The 24,732-nt window shown below is 40.8% G+C and carries 26 protein-coding genes; 19 read left to right on the plus strand and 7 right to left on the minus strand.

Annotated elements, in window-relative coordinates; translation table 11 throughout:
* Positions 1 to 29 precede the first annotated feature (29 nt).
* The 19 genes from B0O44_RS19740 to B0O44_RS19835 all read left to right on the plus strand — a co-directional run bounded on the left by B0O44_RS19740 (position 30) and on the right by B0O44_RS19835 (position 18,140).
* Positions 30 to 620 (plus strand): hypothetical protein, encoded by a 591-nt coding sequence (locus tag B0O44_RS19740; protein ID WP_110833836.1) that lies wholly within the window; start codon positions 30 to 32, stop codon positions 618 to 620.
* Positions 617 to 1,060, plus strand: a complete 444-nt coding sequence (locus B0O44_RS19745; RefSeq protein WP_110833837.1) for a nitrous oxide reductase accessory protein NosL — start codon at positions 617 to 619, stop codon at positions 1,058 to 1,060. Before B0O44_RS19740 ends, B0O44_RS19745 begins: the two co-directional genes overlap by 4 nt.
* Positions 1,057 to 2,295, plus strand: coding sequence for a nitrous oxide reductase family maturation protein NosD (nosD, locus tag B0O44_RS19750; RefSeq protein ID WP_110833838.1), 1,239 nt, complete (start codon positions 1,057 to 1,059; stop codon positions 2,293 to 2,295). The genes B0O44_RS19745 and nosD overlap by 4 nt, the downstream gene beginning before the upstream one ends.
* Complete coding sequence (locus B0O44_RS19755) at positions 2,292 to 2,996, plus strand: ABC transporter ATP-binding protein (protein ID WP_110833839.1); 705 nt, start codon at positions 2,292 to 2,294, stop codon at positions 2,994 to 2,996. Before nosD ends, B0O44_RS19755 begins: the two co-directional genes overlap by 4 nt.
* 3 nt (positions 2,997 to 2,999) lie before the next feature.
* Complete coding sequence (locus tag B0O44_RS19760; RefSeq protein ID WP_110833840.1) at positions 3,000 to 3,767, plus strand: ABC transporter permease subunit; 768 nt, start codon at positions 3,000 to 3,002, stop codon at positions 3,765 to 3,767.
* Between the two features lie 40 nt (positions 3,768 to 3,807).
* Positions 3,808 to 5,091, plus strand: a complete 1,284-nt coding sequence (locus B0O44_RS19765; protein ID WP_110833841.1) for an acetyl-CoA hydrolase/transferase family protein — start codon at positions 3,808 to 3,810, stop codon at positions 5,089 to 5,091.
* A 185-nt stretch (positions 5,092 to 5,276) separates the two neighbouring features.
* A complete protein-coding gene (locus tag B0O44_RS19770; protein ID WP_110833842.1) occupies positions 5,277 to 5,777 on the plus strand; it encodes a hemerythrin domain-containing protein in 501 nt (166 codons plus the stop codon).
* A 335-nt stretch (positions 5,778 to 6,112) separates the two neighbouring features.
* Positions 6,113 to 8,668, plus strand: coding sequence for an adenosylcobalamin-dependent ribonucleoside-diphosphate reductase (locus tag B0O44_RS19775; RefSeq protein WP_110833843.1), 2,556 nt, complete (start codon positions 6,113 to 6,115; stop codon positions 8,666 to 8,668).
* Positions 8,669 to 9,552: 884 nt separating this feature from the next.
* The gene (locus B0O44_RS19780; RefSeq protein ID WP_110833844.1) at positions 9,553 to 9,990 is read left to right on the plus strand and encodes an RrF2 family transcriptional regulator; all 438 of its coding nucleotides are present in this window, start codon (positions 9,553 to 9,555) and stop codon (positions 9,988 to 9,990) included.
* A 56-nt stretch (positions 9,991 to 10,046) separates the two neighbouring features.
* Positions 10,047 to 11,258: an NO-inducible flavohemoprotein gene (gene hmpA / locus B0O44_RS19785; RefSeq protein ID WP_110833845.1), complete on the plus strand. Its 1,212-nt coding sequence runs from the start codon at positions 10,047 to 10,049 to the stop codon at positions 11,256 to 11,258.
* Between the two features lie 142 nt (positions 11,259 to 11,400).
* Complete coding sequence (locus B0O44_RS19790; protein WP_110833846.1) at positions 11,401 to 11,790, plus strand: group III truncated hemoglobin; 390 nt, start codon at positions 11,401 to 11,403, stop codon at positions 11,788 to 11,790.
* 73 nt (positions 11,791 to 11,863) lie between these two features.
* On the plus strand, positions 11,864 to 12,340 hold the full coding sequence (locus B0O44_RS19795) for a hemerythrin domain-containing protein (protein WP_110833847.1): 477 nt from the start codon (positions 11,864 to 11,866) through the stop codon (positions 12,338 to 12,340).
* Complete coding sequence (locus tag B0O44_RS19800) at positions 12,324 to 12,659, plus strand: 2Fe-2S iron-sulfur cluster-binding protein (protein WP_110834076.1); 336 nt, start codon at positions 12,324 to 12,326, stop codon at positions 12,657 to 12,659. Before B0O44_RS19795 ends, B0O44_RS19800 begins: the two co-directional genes overlap by 17 nt.
* A gap of 11 nt (positions 12,660 to 12,670) precedes the next feature.
* Positions 12,671 to 12,952, plus strand: a complete 282-nt coding sequence (locus B0O44_RS25250) for a hypothetical protein (protein WP_245943742.1) — start codon at positions 12,671 to 12,673, stop codon at positions 12,950 to 12,952.
* A 269-nt stretch (positions 12,953 to 13,221) separates the two neighbouring features.
* Entirely contained in the window at positions 13,222 to 15,375 is a 2,154-nt protein-coding gene (locus tag B0O44_RS19810; protein ID WP_245943744.1) for a cbb3-type cytochrome c oxidase subunit I, read from the plus strand.
* Positions 15,376 to 15,392: 17 nt separating this feature from the next.
* Positions 15,393 to 16,406 carry a cytochrome c gene (locus B0O44_RS19815; protein ID WP_110833848.1) on the plus strand — a complete coding sequence of 338 codons (1,014 nt, stop codon included), beginning with the start codon at positions 15,393 to 15,395 and terminating at the stop codon, positions 16,404 to 16,406.
* A 284-nt stretch (positions 16,407 to 16,690) separates the two neighbouring features.
* Complete coding sequence (locus B0O44_RS19825) at positions 16,691 to 17,107, plus strand: cytochrome C (RefSeq protein WP_110833849.1); 417 nt, start codon at positions 16,691 to 16,693, stop codon at positions 17,105 to 17,107.
* Positions 17,108 to 17,120: 13 nt separating this feature from the next.
* Entirely contained in the window at positions 17,121 to 17,513 is a 393-nt protein-coding gene (locus B0O44_RS19830; protein ID WP_110833850.1) for a group III truncated hemoglobin, read from the plus strand.
* 66 nt (positions 17,514 to 17,579) lie between these two features.
* Positions 17,580 to 18,140, plus strand: coding sequence for a DUF488 domain-containing protein (locus B0O44_RS19835; protein WP_110833851.1), 561 nt, complete (start codon positions 17,580 to 17,582; stop codon positions 18,138 to 18,140).
* A 17-nt stretch (positions 18,141 to 18,157) separates the two neighbouring features.
* Here B0O44_RS19835 and B0O44_RS25110 read toward each other — a convergent pair whose 3' ends face one another.
* The 7 genes from B0O44_RS25110 to B0O44_RS19875 all read right to left on the minus strand — a co-directional run bounded on the left by B0O44_RS25110 (position 18,158) and on the right by B0O44_RS19875 (position 24,731).
* The gene (locus B0O44_RS25110) at positions 18,158 to 18,565 is read right to left on the minus strand and encodes a cupin domain-containing protein (protein ID WP_110834079.1); all 408 of its coding nucleotides are present in this window, start codon (positions 18,563 to 18,565) and stop codon (positions 18,158 to 18,160) included.
* A gap of 140 nt (positions 18,566 to 18,705) precedes the next feature.
* Positions 18,706 to 18,909: a hypothetical protein gene (locus B0O44_RS25115; protein WP_211321424.1), complete on the minus strand. Its 204-nt coding sequence runs from the start codon at positions 18,907 to 18,909 to the stop codon at positions 18,706 to 18,708.
* A 203-nt stretch (positions 18,910 to 19,112) separates the two neighbouring features.
* Positions 19,113 to 19,346 (minus strand): hypothetical protein, encoded by a 234-nt coding sequence (locus B0O44_RS19850; protein WP_110833852.1) that lies wholly within the window; start codon positions 19,344 to 19,346, stop codon positions 19,113 to 19,115.
* A 1,034-nt stretch (positions 19,347 to 20,380) separates the two neighbouring features.
* Positions 20,381 to 20,728: a hypothetical protein gene (locus B0O44_RS19860; protein ID WP_110833854.1), complete on the minus strand. Its 348-nt coding sequence runs from the start codon at positions 20,726 to 20,728 to the stop codon at positions 20,381 to 20,383.
* 403 nt (positions 20,729 to 21,131) lie between these two features.
* Positions 21,132 to 22,241 carry an alginate lyase family protein gene (locus B0O44_RS19865; protein ID WP_110833855.1) on the minus strand — a complete coding sequence of 370 codons (1,110 nt, stop codon included), beginning with the start codon at positions 22,239 to 22,241 and terminating at the stop codon, positions 21,132 to 21,134.
* A 4-nt stretch (positions 22,242 to 22,245) separates the two neighbouring features.
* Positions 22,246 to 23,142, minus strand: coding sequence for a DUF5017 domain-containing protein (locus B0O44_RS19870; protein ID WP_170123378.1), 897 nt, complete (start codon positions 23,140 to 23,142; stop codon positions 22,246 to 22,248).
* Positions 23,143 to 23,159: 17 nt separating this feature from the next.
* A complete protein-coding gene (locus tag B0O44_RS19875) occupies positions 23,160 to 24,731 on the minus strand; it encodes a RagB/SusD family nutrient uptake outer membrane protein (protein WP_245943746.1) in 1,572 nt (523 codons plus the stop codon).
* Position 24,732 lies beyond the last annotated feature (1 nt).

The following is a 24,732-nucleotide window of genomic DNA, read 5'->3' on the forward strand; positions in this document are numbered from 1 at the left end:
GCCTGGAATATTTATCTCATCCTATACCTATGAAATCGACAGATTTAACCACCACAAATAGAATCATTGTATTGGTCTGCGGCCTTGCGTTGTTTGTTGTTCTGTTTGTCCCGTTATGGCAAATAGAACTGGCTGCACCGCAATACCCGGAAGGTCTTGTGCTCAAAATGTACCCCAATAAAATAGCGGGAAATGTTGACATCATTAATGGACTGAATCATTATATTGGTATGAAGACACTCCATACAGAAGACTTCGTGGAATTCGCCATCCTGCCTTACATCATCACTTTTTTTGCTGTGCTTTCGCTCGCTGTTGGTTTATTCCTGCGGACCTTTAAATGGCTTCTGGGTTTGTTTTCTCTTTTTGTAATTTTTGGTATAGTCGCAATGGCTGATTTCTGGCGATGGGAATATCAATACGGACACGATCTGGATCCAAACGCGGCAATCAATGTGCCTGGAATGAGTTACCAGCCCCCACTGATTGGTTATAAACAGCTGCTGAATTTTGGCGCTTATTCTGTCCCTGATATAGGCGGCTGGATATTTATTGTTGTCGGGTTGGGCTTGCTGGTGGCAGTTGTACTTCAATTTAAACATAAAAAACAATTTAAATGAAATCGATAACGTACATATTACCTTTCCTGTGGGTTATGGTGGCAATGGGATCATGCAATGTTGAACCTAAGCCCATTAAAGTCGGAACGGATGCCTGCAGCTTTTGTAAAATGGGGGTTGCAGATAAACGTTTCGGAGCGGAATTAATTACGAGAAAAGGAAAGGTCTACAAGTTCGATGATCTTCATTGCCTGGTGGAATTTACAAGAACTGAAGGAGTTAAGCATGAGGACATTGATGGAATGTACCTGGTGAACTATGAGAAACCTCATGGTTTTATAGAACTGCAAAATGCGTTCTTGTTTAAAAGCGAAGCATTCAAGTCGCCAATGGGAAGTAATATTGCTGCTTTCCAAACTAAAGAAAAGTTAGCAGCTGCCTCGCAATCCGTAGAAGGGTCTGTTGTACAAGTAACGTCACTCATGCCTTTTCATAAATGAAAAGAATCCTATATACATTTCTGATCGGCTGTTTCGCGACTGTCTCTGTCGATGCCAAAGTGATAAAGGTTGGTAAATCGAGAAATGTGAAATCTGTGCAAAAGGCTATAGATCTTTCTCAGAACGGTGATACCATTATTGTTGATCCCGGAATATACAAAGAGAAAAATATCATCATTCAAAAATCTGTCACTTTAAAAGGTATCAATTATCCGGTTCTGGATGGCGAAAATAAGCACGCCATCATTTCTATAAAAGCAAGTAACGCAACTGTGGAGGGCTTTAAATTACAACACACGGGACGTTCGGAGATCAGGGACCTGGGGGCAATCATGATCTACGACAGCTATAAGATAACTGCGTTGAATAACATCTTGGAGGACTCTAATTTCGGTATTTACGTTCAGAACAGTAAACGGTGCACGATAAAAGACAATTCGATAACCGCCTACGGAAAGGATGAAGTTCAAAGCGGTAATGGGATCCATTGCTGGCGATCGGACAGCCTGGTGATCATTGGAAATAAAATAAAGGGACATCGTGATGGGTTGTATTTTGAGTTTGTCAAAAACTCCCTGATCTGGAGGAATGTAAGCACCCGGAATGTGCGCTATGGCATTCACTTTATGTTCTCTAATCGCAATACATATGTGTCCAATGTTTTCGAGCATAATGAAGCCGGGGTTGCCGTCATGTACAGCAAAAATATTCACATGTATAACAACCACTTTTTGAACAACTGGGGAGATGCTGCATACGGAATATTATTGAAGGACATTACCGATAGTGATATTTCAGGTAATCATTTTACTAAAAATACCGTTGGTTTACATATGGAGGGCTGCAGCAGGATCAAGCTATATAAGAATATCTTTAGCAGTAATGGCTGGGCAGTTAAAATCCAGGCCAGTTGCGATAATAATGATTTTACCAGGAACAATTTTATCGGGAATACATTCGACATTGGGACAAATGGTTCCCTGGTATTAAATAAATTTACAGGTAACTACTGGGATAAATATGAAGGATATGATCTCTCTAAGGACAATACAGGTGACGTGTCTTATCATCCTGTGAGCATGTACTCGATGATTATTGATAGCAATCCCGCTGCATTGATGCTTTTTAGAAGCCTGATTGTTTCCTTATTGGATAAGACAGAAAAAATCCTTCCAGGTGTGACCCCGGAAAATTTGAAAGACAACAAACCTGTAATGAGACAGATACCCTTATGATAACAGCGAAAAATATTACGAAAACTTTTGGAAGGGTAAAGGCTTTAAATGATATCTCCGTTTCTTTCACTAAAGGCGAATGCATTGCTTTGTTAGGACCTAATGGTTGTGGGAAAACCACGCTGATTAAATCCATCCTTGGGATGGTGGTGCCGGACAAGGGTAATATTGAGTTTGATGGACGGCCAATCAGCGAACAGTGGCAGTACCGCAGTAACATAGGTTATATGCCCCAGATAGGTCGTTACCCTGAAAATATGACGATCGCAAACGTGATCGATATGATGAAAGACATCAGAAAAGACACCACGGTGCATCTCGATGAAGAGCTGATCGTAAGTTTTGGTCTGCAGGAACTGATGGACAAGAAGATGCACACGCTTTCTGGGGGGACCCGCCAAAAGGTTAGCGCCTGTCTTGCCTTTTTATTCAGTCCCGATGTGTTGATCCTGGACGAACCTACTGCCGGACTTGATCCGGTGTCCTCTGAGCAGTTAAAGAAAAAAATTGTTTTGGAGAAAGAGAAAGGGAAACTGATTTTGATCACTTCGCATGTTTTGAGCGAATTGGATGAGCTGATCACCGAAGTTTTTTATATGCAGGATGGAAGGTTGCTGTTCCACAAAAAGCTTTTAGAATTAATCCAGGACACCGGTGAAGAAAGGTTGGTAAAAGCGATTGCTAAAATTATGACCGCTTAAAAGATGAAAAAAATATTAAAATACGTAATCGTAGATATTGTCCAGAACAAGATCGTACTGATCTACACATTTCTGTTATTGTTGATTGCTTTAAGTGTATTTAATCTCGAAAGTAATTCAGCAAAGGGCCTGCTAAGCCTTTTGAACATCATACTGATATTGGTGCCGTTAATCAGTATCATTTTTTCGACAATTTATATATACAATAGCTCTGAGTTTATAGAGTTGCTGGTTAGTCAGCCCGTTAAAAGAAAGTCCATTTGGCTCAGTTTGTTTGGTGGGCTGGCCTCATCGTTGTCACTTGCTTTTTTTATCGGCGCCGGGATTCCGATTTTATTATATCATGCCGATGCAACGGGTATCACAATGATTTTGACCGGTCTTTTTTTAACAGTTGTGTTTGTGAGTATAGCGATGTTGGCTGCTGGAATTACCCGTGATAAAGCCAAAGGCATCGGACTTTCCATTTTATTATGGCTTTATTTTTCGCTTATTTTCGATGCACTGGTTTTGTTCTTTTTATTTCAATTTCAGGATTATCCTCTGGAAAGAGCCATGGTCTTTTTTAGTTTTCTCAACCCGATCGACCTGGGACGTATCCAAATTTTGCTCCAGATGGATATTTCGGCCTTAATGGGTTATACCGGGGCCATATTCCGGGAATTTTTCGGCAATTATATTGGCGTTTCGCTGTCTTTTTTAGGTTTGCTGATCTGGATCGTAGTCCCGCTAATGTGGTCACTAAAGAAATTTAGCAAGAAAGATCTATAGATGACAAATAGATAATGGCAAAAATTTAAATATTTACGATATGAACAATACAAAAATAATGGAAGCGGATGAGGCAGTCAAATTAATTCGATCGGATAGCAGGGTATTTGTCCATGGCAGCGCGGCAACTCCAGTCTGCCTGGTAAAAGCCATGCAAAGGAGACATGAGGAACTTCGGGGTGTAGAGCTGGTAAGCATTACCACGCTGGGTGACGTGAATTTTGATGCGCCGGAACACCGCAAGTCTTTTTTTGTAAATTCCCTTTTTGTTTCTGCTGCGACCCGCGGGGTCGTCAATAGTGACAGGGGTGACTATGTGCCTGTCTTTTTAAGTCAGATCCCACAGCTGTTCCGGCAAAATATTTTGCCCATTGATGTGGCACTTGTGCAGGTTTCGCCTCCGGATCAGCATGGTTATTGCTCACTGGGGACCTCCGTGGACATTGCCCGTGCAGCTGTGGATACGGCGAGGGTTGTCATTGTGCAAATAAATTCACGAATGCCAAGAACCCATGGTGAGAGCTTTATCCATATCAGTAAGATCACCGCAATGGTCTACCAGGACGCAGAGCTGCCGGTAATCGACTATTCAGCCGACACCAATGATGTGGTCAGTAAGATCGGCTATCATGTAGCCTCTCTTGTAGAGGATGGGTCAACTTTACAGCTGGGTATCGGAAGTATTCCCGATCAGGTCCTTAAAAATCTGGGCGGGCATAAAAAACTTGGCCTGCATACCGAAATGTTTTCTGACGGGGTGATCGGGCTTATTAATGAAGGGGTGATCGATAACAGCCTGAAAAAATTAAACAGGGGACGCTCGGTCACTGCTTTTATGGCAGGAACAAGAGACCTTTATGATTTTGTAGATGACAATCCGGCTGTTCGGGTAATGGATATCAGTTATATAAACGATACGAGCATCATCAGACAAAATCCAAAAGTTGTAGCTATAAACAGTGCCATTGAGCTGGATCTTACAGGTCAGGTTTGTGCAGATTCCATAGGAACCTACCAGTTTTCTGGAATAGGCGGGCAGATGGATTTTATGCGTGGTGCATCTTTATCTGAAGGAGGAAAGCCTATTATTGCGCTTCCGTCTCAGACTAATAAAGGGATTAGCAGGATCGTCCCTTTTCTTAAAGAGGGTGCAGGTGTAGTGACTACGCGCGGGCACGTTCATTGGGTGGTAACCGAATATGGTATCGTGAATTTGTTTGGTAAAAATCTTAAACAAAGGGCTAAGGCATTGATAGATATTGCCCATCCGAATCATAGAGAAGTTTTAGATCAGGCTTACGTTTCCAGATTCAAACGTGAATAAAATCATACTATTTATTACGGAAGTTTCTCCGGGCGTTTCCTGATGTCAGAAAAAATTAATCCGGAGAAACCGCGCTGGAATTTGATCAATATGAAAACATATAAAAAGGCCTTCTTAAAACCAAAGGCTTGGTTGAAGAAGTTACTTTGCGTTGCAATTTGAAGTAAAATACTAAATATAATGATATGGAAAAGAAACCCATTAAACGCAGCGAAGAATTTAAAGCATTTTCCAGGGACCATCATTTTGGCTTGCTTTTTTGCTGGAAGATAAAACAAGGACTGGAAACTTCCGTGGAACCTGAAAGATTAGGAAGTTATGTTGATTATTTTTGGTTGGGACATCTGAGAGAACATTTTCATATTGAAGAGTCAGTATTGTTCGACAGGTTTCAGGACCCTGTTTGCATCCAGGCAAAAAAAGAGCACTGTACAATCATGAATCAGATCGAGAAAATCAGGGGTGAGGAACGAGAAAGTCAAGAAGCCTATGAGGGGCTGGTTAAGATGCTGAATAACCATATCCGTTATGAGGAAAGAGTCGTTTTTCCTCGTCTCGAACAAATATTACCGGTTTCGTCGCTAAATGAGATAACTCAACATTTAGATAGCGAGCACAAAGATGATTTTATAGATAATTATCCTGATGAATTTTGGGTTAAGCCAAAAAATCAATCAAATGTCTGAGAGCGCTATCGGTGATTTCATTTTGCTTTAATATTATGCTAACTAGACATAAATATTTTTTAAATACTATCTCAATCGCGTACATCTCAAATTATCAGATTCGATGTGTGTTGGCCATGCTTACGGTAAGCAGTTGTTTGATCGCATATGATGTTTGTGAGGTTTTGTTGCTTGCTATGTTGTAAAAAACTGTAAACATTTTAGGTAAGGTAAAAATTCAATCAACTGTAATACAGAATATTATAAAATAGTTTCGCAAACTCTATTCAATTATGACTGTTTAAAGTTTGCTGTTTCTTAGCTTTGAACTCTTAGCTAATTCATTTTTTATAATCATGGAAATTGTAAATCAATCAAAAAAACAAGCGACTTACACTGCTGATGAGGCATTTAAGGAGTCGCTGATTTATTTTAAGGGGGATGACCTGGCCGCAAGGGTTTGGGTCAATAAATATGCGCTCAAGGATTCTTATGGGAACATATTTGAAAAGAACCCTGACGATATGCATCGGCGGATAGCCGGAGAGATTGCCAGGATCGAACAAAGATATCCTAATCCATTGTCAGAAAATGAAATTTTTGAACTGATCAGAGATTTTAAATATATCATTCCTCAGGGCAGCCCGATGACCGGCATCGGTAATCCCTATCAGATTGCTTCGCTTTCCAATTGCTTTGTAATCGGCAATGAAGGCAATTCTGATTCATACGGCGGAATCATGAAAATAGACCAGGAACAGGTGCAGCTGATGAAAAGGCGTGGCGGAGTAGGCCACGACCTGTCTCATATCCGTCCCAAGGGTTCTCCTGTTAAAAATTCTGCGCTTACATCCACTGGGATCGTGCCCTTTATGGAGCGGTTTTCCAATTCTACACGTGAAGTCGCGCAAGACGGCAGAAGGGGCGCGCTGATGCTTTCTGTAGCCATTAAACATCCCGACTCCGAGGATTTTATTGATGCGAAAATGACGCAGGGTAAAGTGACCGGTGCCAATGTTTCTGTACGGATAGACGATGCATTTATGCAAGCGGTAGAGTCCGGCAAGGCATACCCGCAGCAATACCCGGTAGACAGTGCAGATCCGCTTTATAAAAAGGAGATCGACCCTGCAGCACTATGGAAAAAGATTGTACACAATGCCTGGCGGTCCGCTGAACCGGGAATTCTGTTTTGGGATACGATCATCCGCGAGTCGGTGCCGGATTGCTATGCAGATCTTGGCTATAAGACGGTGTCTACAAATCCCTGCGGCGAAATACCGCTTTGTCCGTACGACTCATGCCGCCTGCTGGCAATCAATCTTTTTTCTTACGTAGATCAGCCTTTCACCGCAAAAGCATCTTTCAACTGGGATCTGTTTAAGAAGCACATCCATGCTGCCCAGCGCATTATGGATGATATCATCGACCTGGAACTGGAGAAAATCGACGCCATCCTGCAAAAAATAACCGAAGACCCGGAAGATGAAGAGTTGAAACGTCCAGAGAAAAACCTATGGCTAAACATCCAGACCAAAGCAAATGAAGGAAGAAGGACAGGGATAGGCATCACAGCTGAAGGCGATATGCTGGCCGCCATGGGTCTGCGCTACGGAAGTGACGAAGGCTCGGAATTTGCTATAGAAATCCATAAGATCATTGCAATTGAGGCCTACAGGGCCTCTGTCAACACGGCAAAGGAAAGAGGTGCATTTGGTATTTTTGATGCCGAGCGCGAAAAGAACAATCCTTTCATCCTGCGCTTAAAAGAGGCAGATGCAAAGCTATATTATGAAATGCTGGAACATGGCAGGCGGAACATCGCCTTACTGACGATAGCCCCTACAGGAACAACTAGTTTGATGTCTCAGACAAGTTCCGGAATTGAGCCGGTATTTATGCCTGTTTACAAAAGAAGAAGAAAGGTTAATCCAAACGATAAGGATGTACGCGTGGACTTTGTAGATGAGGTTGGCGATTCCTGGGAAGAATATGTCGTATTCCATCACCGCTTCAGGCAGTGGATGGAAGTAAACGGGAAAGACTTAACGAAAAATTATACACAAAAAGAACTGGACGAGCTCGTAGCGCTGTCGCCGTACTACAAAGCTACGTCTAACGACGTTGATTACCTCAAAAAGGTAAAAATGCAGGGTGACATCCAGAAGTGGATAGACCATTCTATCAGTGTAACGATCAATATGCCCGCCGATGTGACCGAGGAAGTGGTAGGTCAGCTTTATATGGAAGCCTGGAAATCCGGGTGTAAAGGGGTCACGGTTTACAGGGATGGTTCAAGGTCTGGTGTGCTCATTGCCAATACAGAAGAAAAATCAGAAGCCGCGGAAGAGTCGTCCCGGCTTGTTTTTCCGACCACCAGGCCAGCTGTACTGGAGGCTGATGTAGTTCGTTTTCAAAACAGCAAGGATAAATGGATCGCATTTATCGGTTTAATAGAGGGCAAGCCTTATGAAATCTTTACCGGATTTGCGGATGATGAAGATGGCATCCTGATCCCGAGATGGGTAAATGACGGCCTGATCATTAAAAACAGAGATGCTGACGGCGGCTCGCGGTATGACTTTCAATATAAAAATAAACGTGGTCATAAAACCACGATTGAGGGACTGTCCTATAAATTTAATCCCGAGTACTGGAACTATGCTAAATTGATCTCCAGTACGTTAAGACATGGCATGCCTATAGAAAAGGTCGTTGACCTGATCAATAGCCTGCAACTGGACGAAGCCATCAATACCTGGAAAAATGGTGTTGCACGTGCCCTGAAGAGATACGTGCCCGATGGTACCGAAGCTAAAAAGCAGCAATGTCAAAATTGCAACTCTACAAATTTACATTACCAGGAAGGCTGTCTGACCTGCAAGGACTGCGGTTCTTCTAAGTGCGGATAGCAGTAATGCATATTATCCAAACGGAATAGCAACTAACCATATCACATATAGATACACTGATGATCCAATTTTTCATCAGTGTATTTATATGATATCTAAAAGCGGTGTATTAATGTGCAATAATATTGATGTTTTTAACATAATAATTACCTTTTCAATCGAGTTTGCTTTCTAAAGCAAGTTAGCAGATAAAAGGTGTCTTAAGGCCAGGCGACAGATGAGAACCACATGACAAGCAACGATGAAATTTATGGTTGGCCTTGCAGTGAAAGTGAGGGCCGGGAGTGGTATGGGACAATTCATGATATGGTCATGTCACTGATCCTAGTCAATACGTTTTCTGATGTTTATGATCACATTATCACCGATCATCCTGCTAAAGAAAAACCCTGTTCTGTAATTATAGTGATATTGAAGTATTCGCTTAGGTCTTCTCTAGAGCGGTAAAGTTATCGCTGCGCTGGCTTTTGCAGGGATTTATTAAAAACAGCAATTAGCAACTGCGTTGAAGATGAGTATCGAATGAAGAAATAGTTGATAAACTAGGGTAAATTGGTCCTTCGTCGCTATTTTAGATTTGGTGTTTTCCGGGATTATAAATCAAGATATTGCACCGAACTTTTAAGTGGTGGGGATGGAAACAAGTTTGATAGCCTAGTGTATATAAACCTTGCTAAGTTTACTCCTTCTCGCCAATTTAGAATAATCCCATCTGTGCTCATGCTCAGGTGATATATGATGGCTTCGGAATGAGAAATAAAGTTAATCTGATAATTTTAGAGCTAATAGAACTGTTTTGCTTCACAATTTTACTTTTTTCACGGTTAATAAAAGATGAATAACTCTTTTATTTTTTAAATATACTACGTAAATTTGTCGTGCTTATGGGAGTCTTTTCAAAAACATGTGAATATGCAATCCGCTCGGTTTTCTTTATCGCGCACCGTACTACTTCTGGTAGTAGGGTAGGAATAAAGGAAATTGCTAATGGTATTGATTCTCCTGAGCACTTTCTAGCCAAAATTTTGCAGGATTTGAGTAGAAGAGGAATAGTGCAATCTGTAAAAGGCCCTAATGGTGGATTTTACATTGATGAGATTGGTCTTAAACGTCCTTTATCAGATGTAGTAGAAGCAGTAGACGGAAAGAGCATTTTTACAGGCTGTGGTTTAGGTCTTGCCTATTGTTCTGAAACAAATCCGTGCCCATTGCACCATGAATTTAAAGCCATTCGTAACCAGCTGAAGAATCTGTTGGAGCAGACAACTATTGCCGATTTTAGTGAGAGTCTGAACCTTGGTATTACCAAATTGAGGAAATAAAAGTAATTCAAACAATTTACCCTATTAAAAGATAAAAAGGTATTAATATATTTATTATGAATCTTGAACAAAAACAATTAATCAGCGCGACAGTACCGATACTAAGGGAAAACGGAGTATTATTAACGAAACATTTCTATAGCAGGATGTTTACCCACAATCCAGAACTTAAAAATATGTTCAATATGGGGAACCAGGAGAGCGGGAAACAGCAGACGGCTTTGGCGCTTGCTGTATTAGCTTATGCAGAGAACATTGCCACTCCAGGTGTGTTAATGCCTGTGGTAGATAGAATTGGTCATAAACATGTGAGTTTAGACATTAGACCGGAACATTATGCGATTGTAGGTCGCCATTTAATTGCTTCTATACAAGAGGTTCTTGGTGCAGCAGCAACGGATGACATTATAGATGCCTGGGTAGTAGCTTATCAACAGCTTGCAGCCTTAATGTCTGGCCACGAAATGAAACTATATCAGGAAAAAGCGGAAAAACTAAATGGCTGGACTGGCTGGAGACCATTTTTTGTGGGTAAGAAGGTTGTCGAATCAGAAGAGATTGTTTCATTTTACCTGCATCCGGCCGATGTTGGAAAAGTGATGCCTCATATACCCGGTCAATACATTAGCATCAAGGTGTTTTTACCAGAATTGAGTTTATATCAATCCCGTCAATACAGTGTTTCGAGTACGCCTACTCACGATTATTACCGTATTTCAGTGAAAAAAGAGAAAGGTGTTGCACTAGATACCGATGGCAAAATCAGTAACTATCTGCACGATTTTATTAACGAAGGGGATAAAGTTGACCTCACTGCTCCTGCTGGTAATTTTACGCTGGCGGAGGATTTAAACGCTCCGATAGTATTGATTAGCGGAGGAGTAGGTCTGACTCCAATGATGAGTATGTTGCAGAATCTGGTAGAGAAAGACTATAATCACCCCATTACCTGGTTACATGGCTGCAGAAACCGAAATGTACATGCTTTTAAAGCAGAGTTAGATGAAATTACAAAGGAAAACCAGCATGTAAGTCAGCATGTTTTTTATGATCTTCCAACGGCAGCTGATAAACAGGAAGGTATCATGGAAGGGTTTTTGGACATCAATAAGATCGCATCCCTGCCACAGTTTCCTGGAACAAGATACTATGTATGCGGGCCTTCGGCCTTTATTCAAAAACAATACAAGGATCTCCTTGCCAAAGGAATAGACAAAGAGTCGATATTATTTGAGGAGTTCGGCCCGGCCTTACTTCAACTGAATTAGTTTTTTTGTTAAAAAATATGAATCACTAGCATTGATTTATTTCCCCCTTCGGACAAAATGATAAAAATAACCCATTATGATTAAGTCGTACCTACAGAATATGAGTGGTGGTGAAAACCGTGTAATTGTATAAACAGATATTATGGAGGTACAAAAAAGAGATATTCAGAACGAAACTGATGTGAATTTATTGGTAAATCGGTTCTATATCATAGTAAGAAATGACAGGATTTTAGACGTTGTCTTTGCGCCTGTTATTAAGAATAACTGGGATGTCCACTTGAAGCTTATGGTGGATTTTTGGTCAACCTTGCTCTTGTATACCCGAAAATACAATGGTGATCCATTACCTAAACATTTGTCACTTGAGGTCTCAAAGAAGCATTTTGACCGATGGATTCAGTTATTCAATGAAACAGTTGATGAATTGTTTGCTGGTGTAATTGCTGAAAATGCAAAAAAAAGAGCGTCAAGCATCGCAAAAATTATGAAAGCAGTTAAAGGAATTTCCGATGTTGAAGTCAATAACTAGGGATTGTAAAGTAAGGAGTTTGATGCTATATTTTGGATTGGCGTTGTAATGTCAATTAGAGGAGGAAATATTTATGAAAAATCAGCCGATAAAACGCAGTGAAGATATGAGGCTGCTCTCCAGAGATCATCACTTTGGTCTACTGTTTTCCTGGAAGATTAAACAGGGGATAGCTAGAAATGTAGATACCATAAGGATAAGGGATTATCTGAATTTTTTCTGGAGCCAAAACCTTAGGGATCATTTTCTCGATGAAGAAGTTTTATTGTTTAACAGGTTAGATGCGGAGGAGCCTTGTATACAGGCGAAAAAGGATCATCAGCAGATAGTCACCCTTTTAGATGCGGCGAATGCAGCTGATCAGGGAGATTATTTAGTATACGAAAAATTGATCTCTTTTCTTAATGATCATATCCGCTTTGAAGAAAGAGTCGTCTTCCCGCATTTGGAAAAGGTGTTATCTGAATCTACTTTAAGTAGTATTGGTTATTTTTTGGAAAGACAGCATCATGAATTCATTGATGATTACAAGGATGAGTTTTGGAAATAGTTTTGACTTAAACAATATTAGACTAACTGTAATATGGGATGAAGAAAGTTATGAAATACAAACCTTTTTCAATGAATACCGTAGTTTAATGATGCTGATCTTTGATCGGATAAGTCCCGAAGAATTTGGGGTATGTCTGGGAATGGGAAAATGCGGTACTTGCATGGTAGAGGTTATTCAAAGTAGTATGTTAACTGATTTCGATAGAAATGAAAGCAATACCCTTATTAAGCATGGAATAAGTAACCCTAACATTCGCTTAGCCTGTCAACTATTGATCGATGAGCAATGCAATGGGATGATTGTTAGAATATTATAAAGGAACTAATCATGTATAAACTTTTAGAAGAAATAAGAGATTGTAAAGTATGTGAAATTTATCCTGAATTAGAGGCTAATCCTATTGTTTCAGCAAGTTCGAAAAGCAAAATTGTTATTATCGGACAAGCACGAGGGAGAATTGTTCATCAGACAGGGATTAAAGAGACTGCAGCAGAAATTAATTCACCGGAACATTTTCTTGCTAAAATTTTGCAGGAGCTTAGCAGAAAGGATATTGTTAAATCTGTTAAGGGCCACAAGGTGGATTTTATATGGATGGTATTGCGTTAAAAAGATTATTATCAGAAGTCATAGAGGCAGTAGATGGAAATGGCCTTTTTACAGACAGTGGTCTTGGGCTTGATTATTGCTCTAAAAATAATCCCTGTCCCTTGCATAACGAATTCAAAGTAATAAGAGACGGCATTCATTAATGTTACAATGCATGACCATAGAAGAATTTAACGGAGATTTAAATCCCGGGATTACCACATTGAAAAAATAAAAAGTTTTTATCCATATAAAGGATATAACGGTATTAATATACTTATAACAAATATATGAATACATTGAAATCTCTAATTGTCGTCCTGCTGTTGAGCGCAGGAACTTCCTTTTCCATTTCTGCCCAGGAAGTAAAGCCTGTTGTGACTCATGTATCCACTGCAAACGGAGTGGTGTGGTTGCTTACGGTAATGGTCTTGATCCTGTTTTTTGCTGCATTATACGTGTACCGGAAAGTGAAACAGATTAAAAGATTTTCTGATAAAAGTGATCAGAAGACAGCACAGCTTAAGGATTACTTAAACAGTATGGATGCGCGGCAAATTGAGGCTTATCTAAAGTTTAAAAAGAACAAGTCTGAAAATCATGGTCGTCAGGGTATCTCGGTGTTAATATGGTTGGCTGTCACCTTAGGACTTTCTTTCTTTTCGAATATAGTCCATGCACAGGGACAGGGAGCACAGCGCTCGTTCTGGGCGGAGGGGGGCGTGATTATTACTTTGGTGCTGATTGCCATCCCTATCCTTGCCGGGGTTTTCATTATGATCATGAAAATCGGCAGTCTTTTTAAAGTTTATCAGAACAAACAAATCCTGGAAGAAGCTGAAAGGCTGGCAGCATATTTAAGGGAATCCGAAACTGGCGAAATTGAAGAGCTCTTACTCAAACGTAAGAAAGCTTTGGATTTTACTTTGAGTCATCAGGAGCTTTCCGGTGATCGGCTGCCTGAAGATAGCAAAGGTTTATTGCAGCAGGTAAACACGAATTCCGTTTTGCCTTTGGTAGCTGCTAAAAAAAGAGCAATAAAAAGACCGCCAATTGATCCTGCATTGTCAAAACTGATCCTTTGGTTTATTGGGACAGCTGCTTTCTGGCTCATCTTCGGAACTACGGTTGGAGAGTATCTTGGGATAAAATTTGTTGCGCCGGATGCAGACCAGTTCAGCTGGTTGAGCTTTGGGCGGTTACGTCCGGTACATACCAATGCTGTATTCTGGGGATGGGCTTCTTTGGGCATGCTTGGACTTGGCTATTATGTCGTTCCACGTGTCAGTAACGTTCCGCTAAAGAGTATAAAATTAGGTTGGTATACCCTTTACCTGATCAATATCACCGTCGTACTTGGAACCATATGCCTGATGGCAGGCATCAACAACAGTGGCGGTGAATATCGGGAATACATTTGGCCTGTCATGCTCCTGTTTGGCATTGGACTGCTGCTAACCCTGATCAATTTTATCCAGACCATTGCCAGTAGGACAACCAAAGAGATTTATATTTCTAACTGGTACATTGTAGCAGCAGTCATCTTCGCCATTGTGATCGCTATTGTCGCTTATGTTCCGGTCTGGCAGGATGGTCTTGGCGAAACCATTATACAAGGCTACTACATGCACCAGGGTGTGGGTATGTGGTTTATGCTGTTTACACTAGGTATCGTTTATTATTTCCTTCCCCAACAGCTGAACAAGCCGATTTATTCCTATAGTCTTGGAATCCTGGCATTCTGGACACAGATTCTTTTTTATACAGTGATCGGCACGCATCATTTTGTGTTTAGTTCCATTCCCTGGTGGTTACAGACTACAGCAATTGTAGGAAGTGTCGGTATGGTGATTCCAGTTGCTGCTGGTACGACAAATTTTATTTTGACCTTTAAGGGAGGATGGTATAAATTACCCTCCAGCTATACACTTCCATTCTTTTTAATTGGGATCATATTTTATTTTACCGGCTCACTTCAGGGCACCGCAGAGGCCTTCCGGTCTACTAACCTGATTTGGCATTTTACCGATTTTACAGTTGCCCATTCCCATATTACCATGTATGGCATCATCTGCTTTTTTCTTTGGGCGGGTATTTATGCCGTTGTCCCGAGACTGACGGGAAAAGAAGCACCGCAGATCACCATTGGCGCCCATTTCTGGCTCGCGCTCATTGGATTGTTGTTTTATACGATTCCGCTGATGTACGGAAGTACACTCAAGGGGATGATGTGGATGCAGGGAAAACCTTTTATCGATAGTGTGGTATTTATGGCTCCTTATTGGTTATGGCGGGCAATTGGCGGCAGCCTGATGTGGCTTTCTCACCTGTTTTTTGTTTATAACCTGTATAAAATGTTCACAGGAAGCACAACGGTGGATATACGTGAAGCCGCCATTGAAAAGCTTAACCAATCTTATACTTCTACGGAATCCAGTTTATAATTTCAATCAGATTACACATGGAATTTTTCAACAACCATACCAAGTTATTTACCACGGCATTTTTACTCTTTGTTGGACTGACAATATTTGTTTGTATTATTCCTGCACTGAATAACCAGACGAACAATGCTCCGCTTCCTTTTGCGCAACCTTTAAGTGAAGAAGCCATTAAAGGAAAAGCAGTGTTTATCTCTAATGGTTGTGTGGCCTGTCATACTCAACAGGTACGCAACGTCGACATGGATAAAGTTTGGGGCGAACGGCCAAGTATTGCCGCAGATTATGCCGATAACCATCGGACAGATTTCTGGCGGAATACAGCCACTTTAATGGGAACAGAACGGACAGGTCCTGATCTGACCAATATAGGCTCCCGTCAGCCGAGTAAAGAATGGCACCTTTCCCATTTATTCAATCCGCGGATTGTAGTTAAAGAATCCATTATGCCGGCCTATCCCTGGATGTTTGAAATAAAGGAAAAAAAAGAAAAAGGAGATGTAAGCGTCAGTGTGCCTGAAGAATACATGAATGGTGAAAAAGGCACGGTAGTGGCGAAAGCAGAAGCTTTGCAGCTAGTGGCCTATATACAAGCCCTGAAACAAACGAAATTACCTGGTGATGCACCTCAACCTGTATTTCTTTATAAAAAAACAGGTGAACTGACCACTGACGGTAAATCAGCTGCGCCAAAAGAACTGAACGGCGCAATGCTATATACCAACAATTGCCAAAGTTGCCACCAGCAAAATGGTGAAGGTTTAAAAGGAGCATTTCCGCCTCTTAAAGGAAGTAAAGTGGTTCTTGATGAAAATCCGGAGTTACTCGTTGACATCATTATGAATGGTTACAGTGGCAGGGAAAAAGAGGGATTTGGCGCAATGCCTGCTGTTGGTACTAATAACAGGTTAAAAGCGGAAGAGATTGCGGCGATTATGAACCATGAACGTACCAGCTGGGGCAATAATGCAAAAAAAGTGACAGCCGATCAGGTACAAAAATTAATGGACAAAGTTAAAGTAACTGCTAAATAGAGAAATGATGGAAAACACGCACATTAAACGCCTATTATTAACCATACTGCTTTGCTTCTTTATGGTATCAACGTACGCCTGTCCTGCCTGCGATAAACAACAACCAAAACTGTTACAGGGCATTACACATGGAACGGGACCAGATGGAAATTGGGATTATATAATCATTACCATAGCAGTTATAATAGTCTTGCTTACCCTATTTTATTCTATTAAATGGCTAATCAAACCGGGCGAGAAGGCTACTAGCCATATTAAGCAAATCATTCTAAATGCAGACTAAAATGGAAGAGCGAAGCAAAATCTATATCTTCATTGATGAAGATATTCAACCTATAGCGGAATTGGTCGCCCCCGTTAATTTTGAACTGGATACGACCAAGCTGATCGATGGTAAACATATCCTAAAGATTGTAAGTAAGGACCCTACTGGAAAAGAAGGAGTTCGTCTAGTTCCTTTTGAGGTTAGAAATGGCCCTGCCATCGCCATTGAAGGGATTAAAGAAAATGCTGTTGTGGATGGAGTGATCCCGATTATGGTCAATGCCTATGGAAAAGGTGATCAGAAAAATTTTATGATTGTTGGAAGTGAGACCCCGCAAAGCATTCCTTTCTGGATCTTTATATTGCTGATCTTGTTTGTTGCCTGGGCAGCATACTATCATTTTACTTCTTCAGCAGTTCAGCTTTATACTAAATAAAACACAAACTGATATGGAAACAAGAAGCGATATTAAGGGCTTGGATGACATCATCTCATTTGTAAATAAATTTTACGAAAAAGTTCAACAAGATGACCTGATCGGGCCCATCTTTAACAACGTAATTGAAGATTGGAGTCCTCATCTGGAAAAAATGTATTCCTTTTGGAATGCAGTATTATTCGGTGTTCCCGGCTTTACCGGAAATCCTTTTGCAAGACATGCACCATTACCCATACAAGAGCAGCATTTTGAACGTTGGATTTTGCTTTTTCAGGAGACAATTGATGCCCTTTTTGTTGGTGAGATGGCCGAGAACACAAAGAAGAAGGCAGAAACAATGGCAATTATGTTTTTAAGCAAGCTCAAAGCTATGAGAGGGGGCCCAACGAGGGTGATTGTATAGGCAATGGTTTAGTAAAAGAAGATGTTTAGTTTTTCATCGAAAAGTTATACTGAAGTTTAAATCTAGATGACTATAACAAAATTAAATACAATTTGGACCATTGGACATTCTACACATACGTTGGAAGAGTTTTTAACAATATTGAAATCCTTTGAAATAGAATTGGTTGTCGATATCAGAAATTTCCCGGGGTCGAAACGATATCCTCATTTTAACAAAGCTGCTTTGAGTGTATCATTGCCAGAGCGGGGGATTGGATATATTCACTTAAAAGATCTTGGTGGAAGAAGAAAGGCCAAGATTAATTCGGTAAACACAGCCTGGCGATTACCAGCATTCCGTGGGTATGCAGATTACATGGAAACGCCAATTTTTAAACATTCCATAAACGAGCTTGAGAAATTAGCAAGCAATAAACGCGTTGCTTTTATGTGCGCGGAAGCAGTGTGGTGGAGTTGCCATCGTTCTCTTGTGTCCGATTATCTCAAACACGAAGGCTGGAAAGTACTTCATATTATGGCCGAAGGAAAGGCTACTGAACACCCTTACACTGCACCCGCAAGAATAAAAAATGGAAAGCTTGTGTACAGTAAACCCAATGAGTTATTTAGTCCTGGTCAGGAATAAATAGCCATACTTTTATATTAATTTGCTTTCTGTTTTTTTATAGCGAGCGTCAGCAGAAAAACGGTCTCCATGTTCGCAAGCACGCTATGCGCAATTCCTTCGTGAAGCGCTAGCATTTGTCCTTTGTTCAATTCAGTAGTCTGCTGCTCAGTTGTAAATCTCATTTGTCCTTCCAAAACTTGTACGCTAATAATACCAGCTGCAGAATGGGTTTTCAATTCAGCACCTTCATGTAGCGCTATCATTACAATACGCATACCGTCGGTCTTAAAGATTGTTATCGAATTCCGATCACCATCTTTCCAGGATGATTCCTGTTTAATCTGTTCCATAAAAGAGGGTAGATCCATAATAACCATAGTCGCATCCAATGGGCGATCGCCTTCGGGGCGCTGTGGTGTGGCTTCATTAAACTTATTTTCCATATTTAGATCTGTTTTTTTATTTGATGTGTGTTTAGCTTCATTTTTTGACCTGTTAAGGGCGTTTATCATTTCGTCTGACAAGTTGTCACTGTAAATTCCATACCCATTGATTAAAGTTCCTTTTATCCCATGCTTGGGGATTAAATAGCATATATGATTGCTTCATCTGCCGGATCAGAAAGCCCTTCAAAACGAAAAGTTCTGTCTATTTCAAATTCTCCCGGCAATAGCTGTAAATAATTGCCCCGGCATTCCAGGCAACTTTCCTTTAAATTGAAGTCAACTGAATATCCCTCTTTTTTTAGTTTATTCGGTATTTCCGAAACTGTTGTCATTGTATCCATAGCAAAATGATTTATTAAATCTAGTTAAGTTAATTATTATAAATGACTTAACAGTTTTTAATCTATTTGATTTGTGATGATAGAATGCTCAGGCAGATTCTGGTGAATACCTTTCCTGACGTTTATGATCACATTACCACCAATCATGTAAAAGAAAAATCCTTGTCTGGAATTATAACAATATTGAATTAATTGCTTGAGTGTCACAATAGAAGCAAAGTTATGATTTCTATGGTTGTGTTAAAAACGGTGATTAATAAGGCTTCCAGCCGCTCTTTGTCATCGCCAATAAATCCAAATTTGTCATAACGTTCAAAAAGCGCTTTCTCATATTTATTGAAGGTGTCATAATCAATGTACTTGCTTCGTATTCGCTCATCAGAATTGTATTTAGATCGAACCACACAAAAGGCATTATTTATGAAGTCTATTGTCATGCTATAGCGATATCCGTCTGAATTCTTTAATAACGAAATTAAGATTGTATGATCTTTATCTGGATTTGTTTTTCTCTTATGAAAAAGGTCAGCGAATTTCAGAAAGTTATTTTGTCAAAATTTTAAAAACGTCTCACGCTGAAAAGCGAAGGCACACTCCTATTAATATAAATCTTTGCAGTCTTTAAAATTAACAAATTTATTGGAAATGCCCCGCACACCTTTGCGGCCTGCAAAAAAGGCCAACCCCACAGAGGCCATAGATGGTTTTTTGCTTTCGGTGTTTACGGAGAAAAGACAGGGCGAGTAATGGGTGGCAGTAGTGGAACCGAGGTTTGTCTGTTTAAACCTACCCAATTCCCAATGGTGCCGATTTATGTCCGAAATATAATCTGTCATTTTCAGAGGGTATCCGACCGGATACGCACCATATACATCAATATAAGTTTTTAATATTAAATACCAAAATACTGGATCAGGGATTGTATCAAAACAGGTGGTGAAAGCTGTCTGTGGTTGTTTATTTTGGCTCCTATACGGAAGAATACGTATCCATCGAGGGAACAGGTCTCGCTAAACTACGAAAAATGGCTTTGGATCCCCTGATTAGGTGTTTGGGGTCGATTACCGGACGCTATAGGGGGCTGGTGACCTCAAAACGGTGGAAGTACAGGAGGTTTAGAATTGGAGCAGGTACAAAACGCACCTATGGGAAATTAATTATATTTGGCCTGGATGTAATAGCATTCGCTAACCTCAAAGTGTCTTTGTAGGTTAAAATTACCACAGGACTGCTTTCGGTGTTGAGATTTTCTTATCGGCGGTAATTTTCTTTTATTGTAGCACGACCATGGCGTCTCGTTATGTTACCAAAATGCGTCGCCACTAGAAAAGCCAGGTTTTCTCCTATGTTTTTGAAAATAAGAGTGCGTAACAATTAATGTGCGAAGATGATAAATGCTATAACCTGGCCTTTTAGTTATAGCATTTATCGTCGTATAAACGGACAGAAAAGTATGAGGAAGACGCCAATGTTATTTATCGTAGTCTTTAAGGTTAAATGTTCTTGACTCCGATGGTGAATCCGACGTATTCATTTCATCAATAAGTTCTTCAAACCTACCGTCTGCGTAATAATATCTCAAGATTTTATTGGCCTGCCCTCTATCTACTCCTATTTTAGAGAATTTATGCTCTAAGTCATAGAACCCCTTAAAATTCGCCATTTTTGATTCGTCTAAAAAAACCTCATCTAATATTTTTCCAACCCCATTAATTTCATTTTGTGTGACAAATCCAATCATTTCCAGTTCGTGATCAATAGCGTCTTCAAAACCATTTAATAGGTCGTATATTTGTCCAGATGATGCAGAGATTCCCATCTCAGATGTATTTTTTATAGAGTCTATAAATCTCGCCAAGTATTTTACCCTAAAAGAATTTTGTTATCTTTTTCCATGTTTTTTTATTGAAAGATAACATATTCCATTCAAGTCCCAAATCAAAAACTAGATTTATTAAACGTGGTGCTGTTTACTACTAAAAGACCCTCATGTAGGCTTAAATAGGATGCCTACTGTTACTTATTTGTTACTCTGCTAGTGTAACGTATTGATAGTTAGAGCTTAATTCTATTCCGGCCATACTAGGGGTGGGGAGTCAATTGTTTTTCCTGCAAAGGTAAGGGATAAAAAATTGGCACGGGAAAGTTTAGCACGGATTTGGATATTTATCATTCAGTACCCATTTTGCTTTTGGACTAAACCGCAATTGCAGGAGATTTTTTTAAGTTTTGACCGCATTTAACAATAGCTCCCATTCCGCATAATAGTCTTTTGAATCCAAAAGCTTCTTTATGATAAATGAGTAAGCCGGATCGAAATACGAGGCATATATATACACGTCAAGAGCAGACGCAGGTTTAAAGGCAGCTCCGATTTTATAGGTTGCTTCCTTGTTGTCGGCCCTTTTTTTATCAAATGAAACTTTGCTGTTCACAAATTCGCGATGTATTTTCTCGCCGGTAACATAAGGCAATAAGAAATTAACAGAATTTTGTATAGAAGAGCCTGAAGGTGATTTGTAATGAAAGTAATCCCCTTTACCTGTTCGCTGAATGGTCATTGCTGCCCTTAATAAAGGTTCAAGAGTATAAATGTGGTAATGCAATGCATCTCTTTCCTCAAAGTCAAAACCCGAACCATTGGGGTACAGATTTTTCAGGACCTGGCTTTTTATTGCTGAATCAATAAATTTCTGGTAAGCCTTGTGATCCAGGATGTAAGCAATATTGGCTACAATTTTTATCCGGTGGGAATTCCAGTTGTTGTTGACCGATTTTTTGGCAGAAAGAAATCTTGGATTTGAAATCTGGGCATCCGCGATCTGAACCAGCCAGGTGTTTATCCTGTCCCTGTCCTGCCGGGACATATCTTCCTTGATCAGGTCATAGCCTTCCAGTAAAGGATCCAGTTTGGTATCATTAATCGGGTTGCCTGTACTTTTATTAACCTGTGCCCAGGCCAGCAGGTAAGCAATACATTTTTTCAGGTAAAGGGCTTGCTGGCTGATCCGGTAAACATAAGCCAGCGCATATATTTTACGTACATCAGCCAGGGCTTTTATCGTAACTATTTTCTTTGGGTCATTGGCCAGATGCCCTTCAGATGTAATCGTATCCACCGGATTTGGAGTTTGCCGAAGCGCAGCTTCGGCCAATACCTCCAGGGGGGTATAAATTTTTTTTGCTTCAGGATCAGTCTTTACAAGTAAAGCCAGTTTTGTGAGCTCATCCTTATTTAAACCAACATACTGGGCTTTTAGCCTGGCGGTGAACAACAAACTTATTAGGATAAATGCAGTTCCGGGAATTAGAATTCTGTTTAGGTTAATCATATTACTATTTTACTGTTACATCAATTGTTTTGACCACTTCCTTGTTCCCATATATGGTAAAATTAGCAGCAACGAATGTAGCTTTGTAAGTGCCTGGTTTGCTGTACCTGTAAGTATAAGAGCTGATTTCTGCATCCAGATAGCTCTTGACTGGCAGGCCTTTATCCGGCCCTTTGTCTGCTTTTCCGGCATCAAAACCCTTGCTTATCGCCCAGGTCACCGTCCTTGCTTCTGTATTGACATCATTCCCCCTCAGAATGATAGCAGAGGTTGAAACGGAAGACCTGCCTGGATCAACTGCGCCTTCATTAATGAGCTGAAACCCGGAATTACTGTTGTCACCCAGGTCCACCAGGCCAATTGAAGTATTGCTTTTTAAGGTTAAGTTGTTCACTGTCCAGGTCCTTTGCTTACCATTGGCGGCCTGCGGTGCTGTGGTATAACGAAAAGCAATATAAATGGGCTTTCCGTCCACAACCAGATCGGTTAAGTTGGCCGAAGTATTCACAAAGGTTGCATTGGTTGCCAGGGTAACCCTGCTGGTCACATCTGTCCAGGTTGCAGCCTTTACCTGCTCAATGGTAGGTATCCCCTTAAAGTCAGTAGAGACAAGCACCGAGAACTGGTTTTGCTGAGTGCCGTTATTTACATTACTGGCAAACTTTAAGGACAGATCGCCCTTTTCAACAATCCTGCCGGTTTTAAAAGTGTAATCATTTCCAACTTCCCCGGAATAGAACGTGATCAGCCCGCTGGCGGTTTTTAAATTAAACTTTACGTCTTGTCCCGGCGAATATTCGGCCTGTCCCAGCGTAACTTCCAGCAATGGTGCTTCTGGTGCCGGGTCTTTAGCGCAGGCAGCAAAAAGCAGACAAATAACAAGAAAATAAAAATTTTTCATCTTTTTTAATTTATAAATTACCAACCTGAATTTTGGGTCAACTTCCTGTTTAAACCAATTTCCCTTGAAGGGATAGGCCATATTACATCTCTGCCGGTGACATTGTTAAATGCAAGCCTTCCGTATTTTTGACTTGCAGGGGCCTCGGCATCAAACAGGTCTAAAGTTTGTTTCATCGCCGTTAGAAAGGTATTCCATCTGACCAGGTCGCGTTTTCTTAAGCATTCAAAACACAGCTCCCTGGAGCGTTCGTTCTGGATATCCTGCAGGGTGACCGATGCCAGGTCAAATTCGCCCGGGTTAACAGCTCCTGGCAATAATTTACCATAAGCCCTTCTCCTGACCAGATTAAATGCATTCCTGCCTTCCGGGCTGGGGCCGACCTGGAGGTCCGCTTCGGCAAACATCAACAGTACATCAGAAAATCTGAGTATGGGAAAGTTTTGCGGGGTATCATTTTTTCCCTGAGGTTTTAATGTTTCATACTCCCTGCGCCATTTACCCGAATTTCTTTGGTATATCTGGCTTGCGGTATGATTGACCTTACTGGTACCGTTCCACCGGTAGGGGGCTATTGCCCAGTCCCTCCTCAGGTCAGCAGAAGTTCCATTGGCATTGTTCTGATAAAGGGCAAACAATTTACCCGTTGTTGCGATATAGCCATAGGTATAACCGGCATCGGTATTGTTCTGGATCCCGTTATTATTTCCCACCCTGCCACCTTCACGGTAAGCATCCAGGCGGTTACCCCAGAATTCCACTTCCCATATGCTTTCCCTGATGTCGTATTTATCCTCAGCATAATTGATAAATACCCTGCTGTAATCCGGATTAAGGGCATGTCCGGCCAATGGGTCATTGATGACCTTCAGGGCCCATTCCCTTGCCTGGGCATACCGTTTTGTGTCATTTACAGGGTTTCCTGCCGCATATAAGCATACCCGGGCAAGTATGCCGCGGATTGCTGATTTACTGATCCTGCCCCCAAAACCAATAGTTGTAATGGGTTTTACCAGCCCTTCGGCTTCAGTCATATCCATTATGATTTTATCGTAGACTTGTTTGGCAGGGGTCCTGGCCTGATCAGTTTCATCTGCATTGGGCAAAGATTGTAACACCAGAGGTACATCACTAAAATTGCTCACCAGCATAAAATGATAATATGCCCTTAAAAAAAGGGCTTCGCCTTTAATGGAATTGCGGTTTGCGTCAGAGATATCTGAAGCCTTGTGGATGTTTTCCAGTAACAGGTTTGCCCTGTTGATCCCCTGATAACACTGCTGCCAATAGCCCAGAACATAGGGATCAGCAACCGAAACATCATAGACCGATACTCCTGTAAGCTCCGTAGTGCGAAAAAAGTACATCTCATCTGCGTCCAGACCCAGGCGCCCAAGCATCCTGTCCCCATACAGGAAAGCAGATCCCAGCGGATCATAAACCCCGTTCAGTGCTGTATTCAGCTGTGCTTCCGTTTGATAATAATCTGCAGTGGAAACAAAATCTTTTGGCGTGGTGTCTAGAAATTTGCCACAGGAACTGGGCAGTATCAGGACAACTGCTATTATTAAATTGAAAATCTTTTTCATC

It is taken from the genome of Pedobacter nutrimenti (genome assembly GCF_003208655.1).
Taxonomy (GTDB): Bacteria; Bacteroidota; Bacteroidia; order Sphingobacteriales; family Sphingobacteriaceae; genus Pedobacter; species Pedobacter nutrimenti.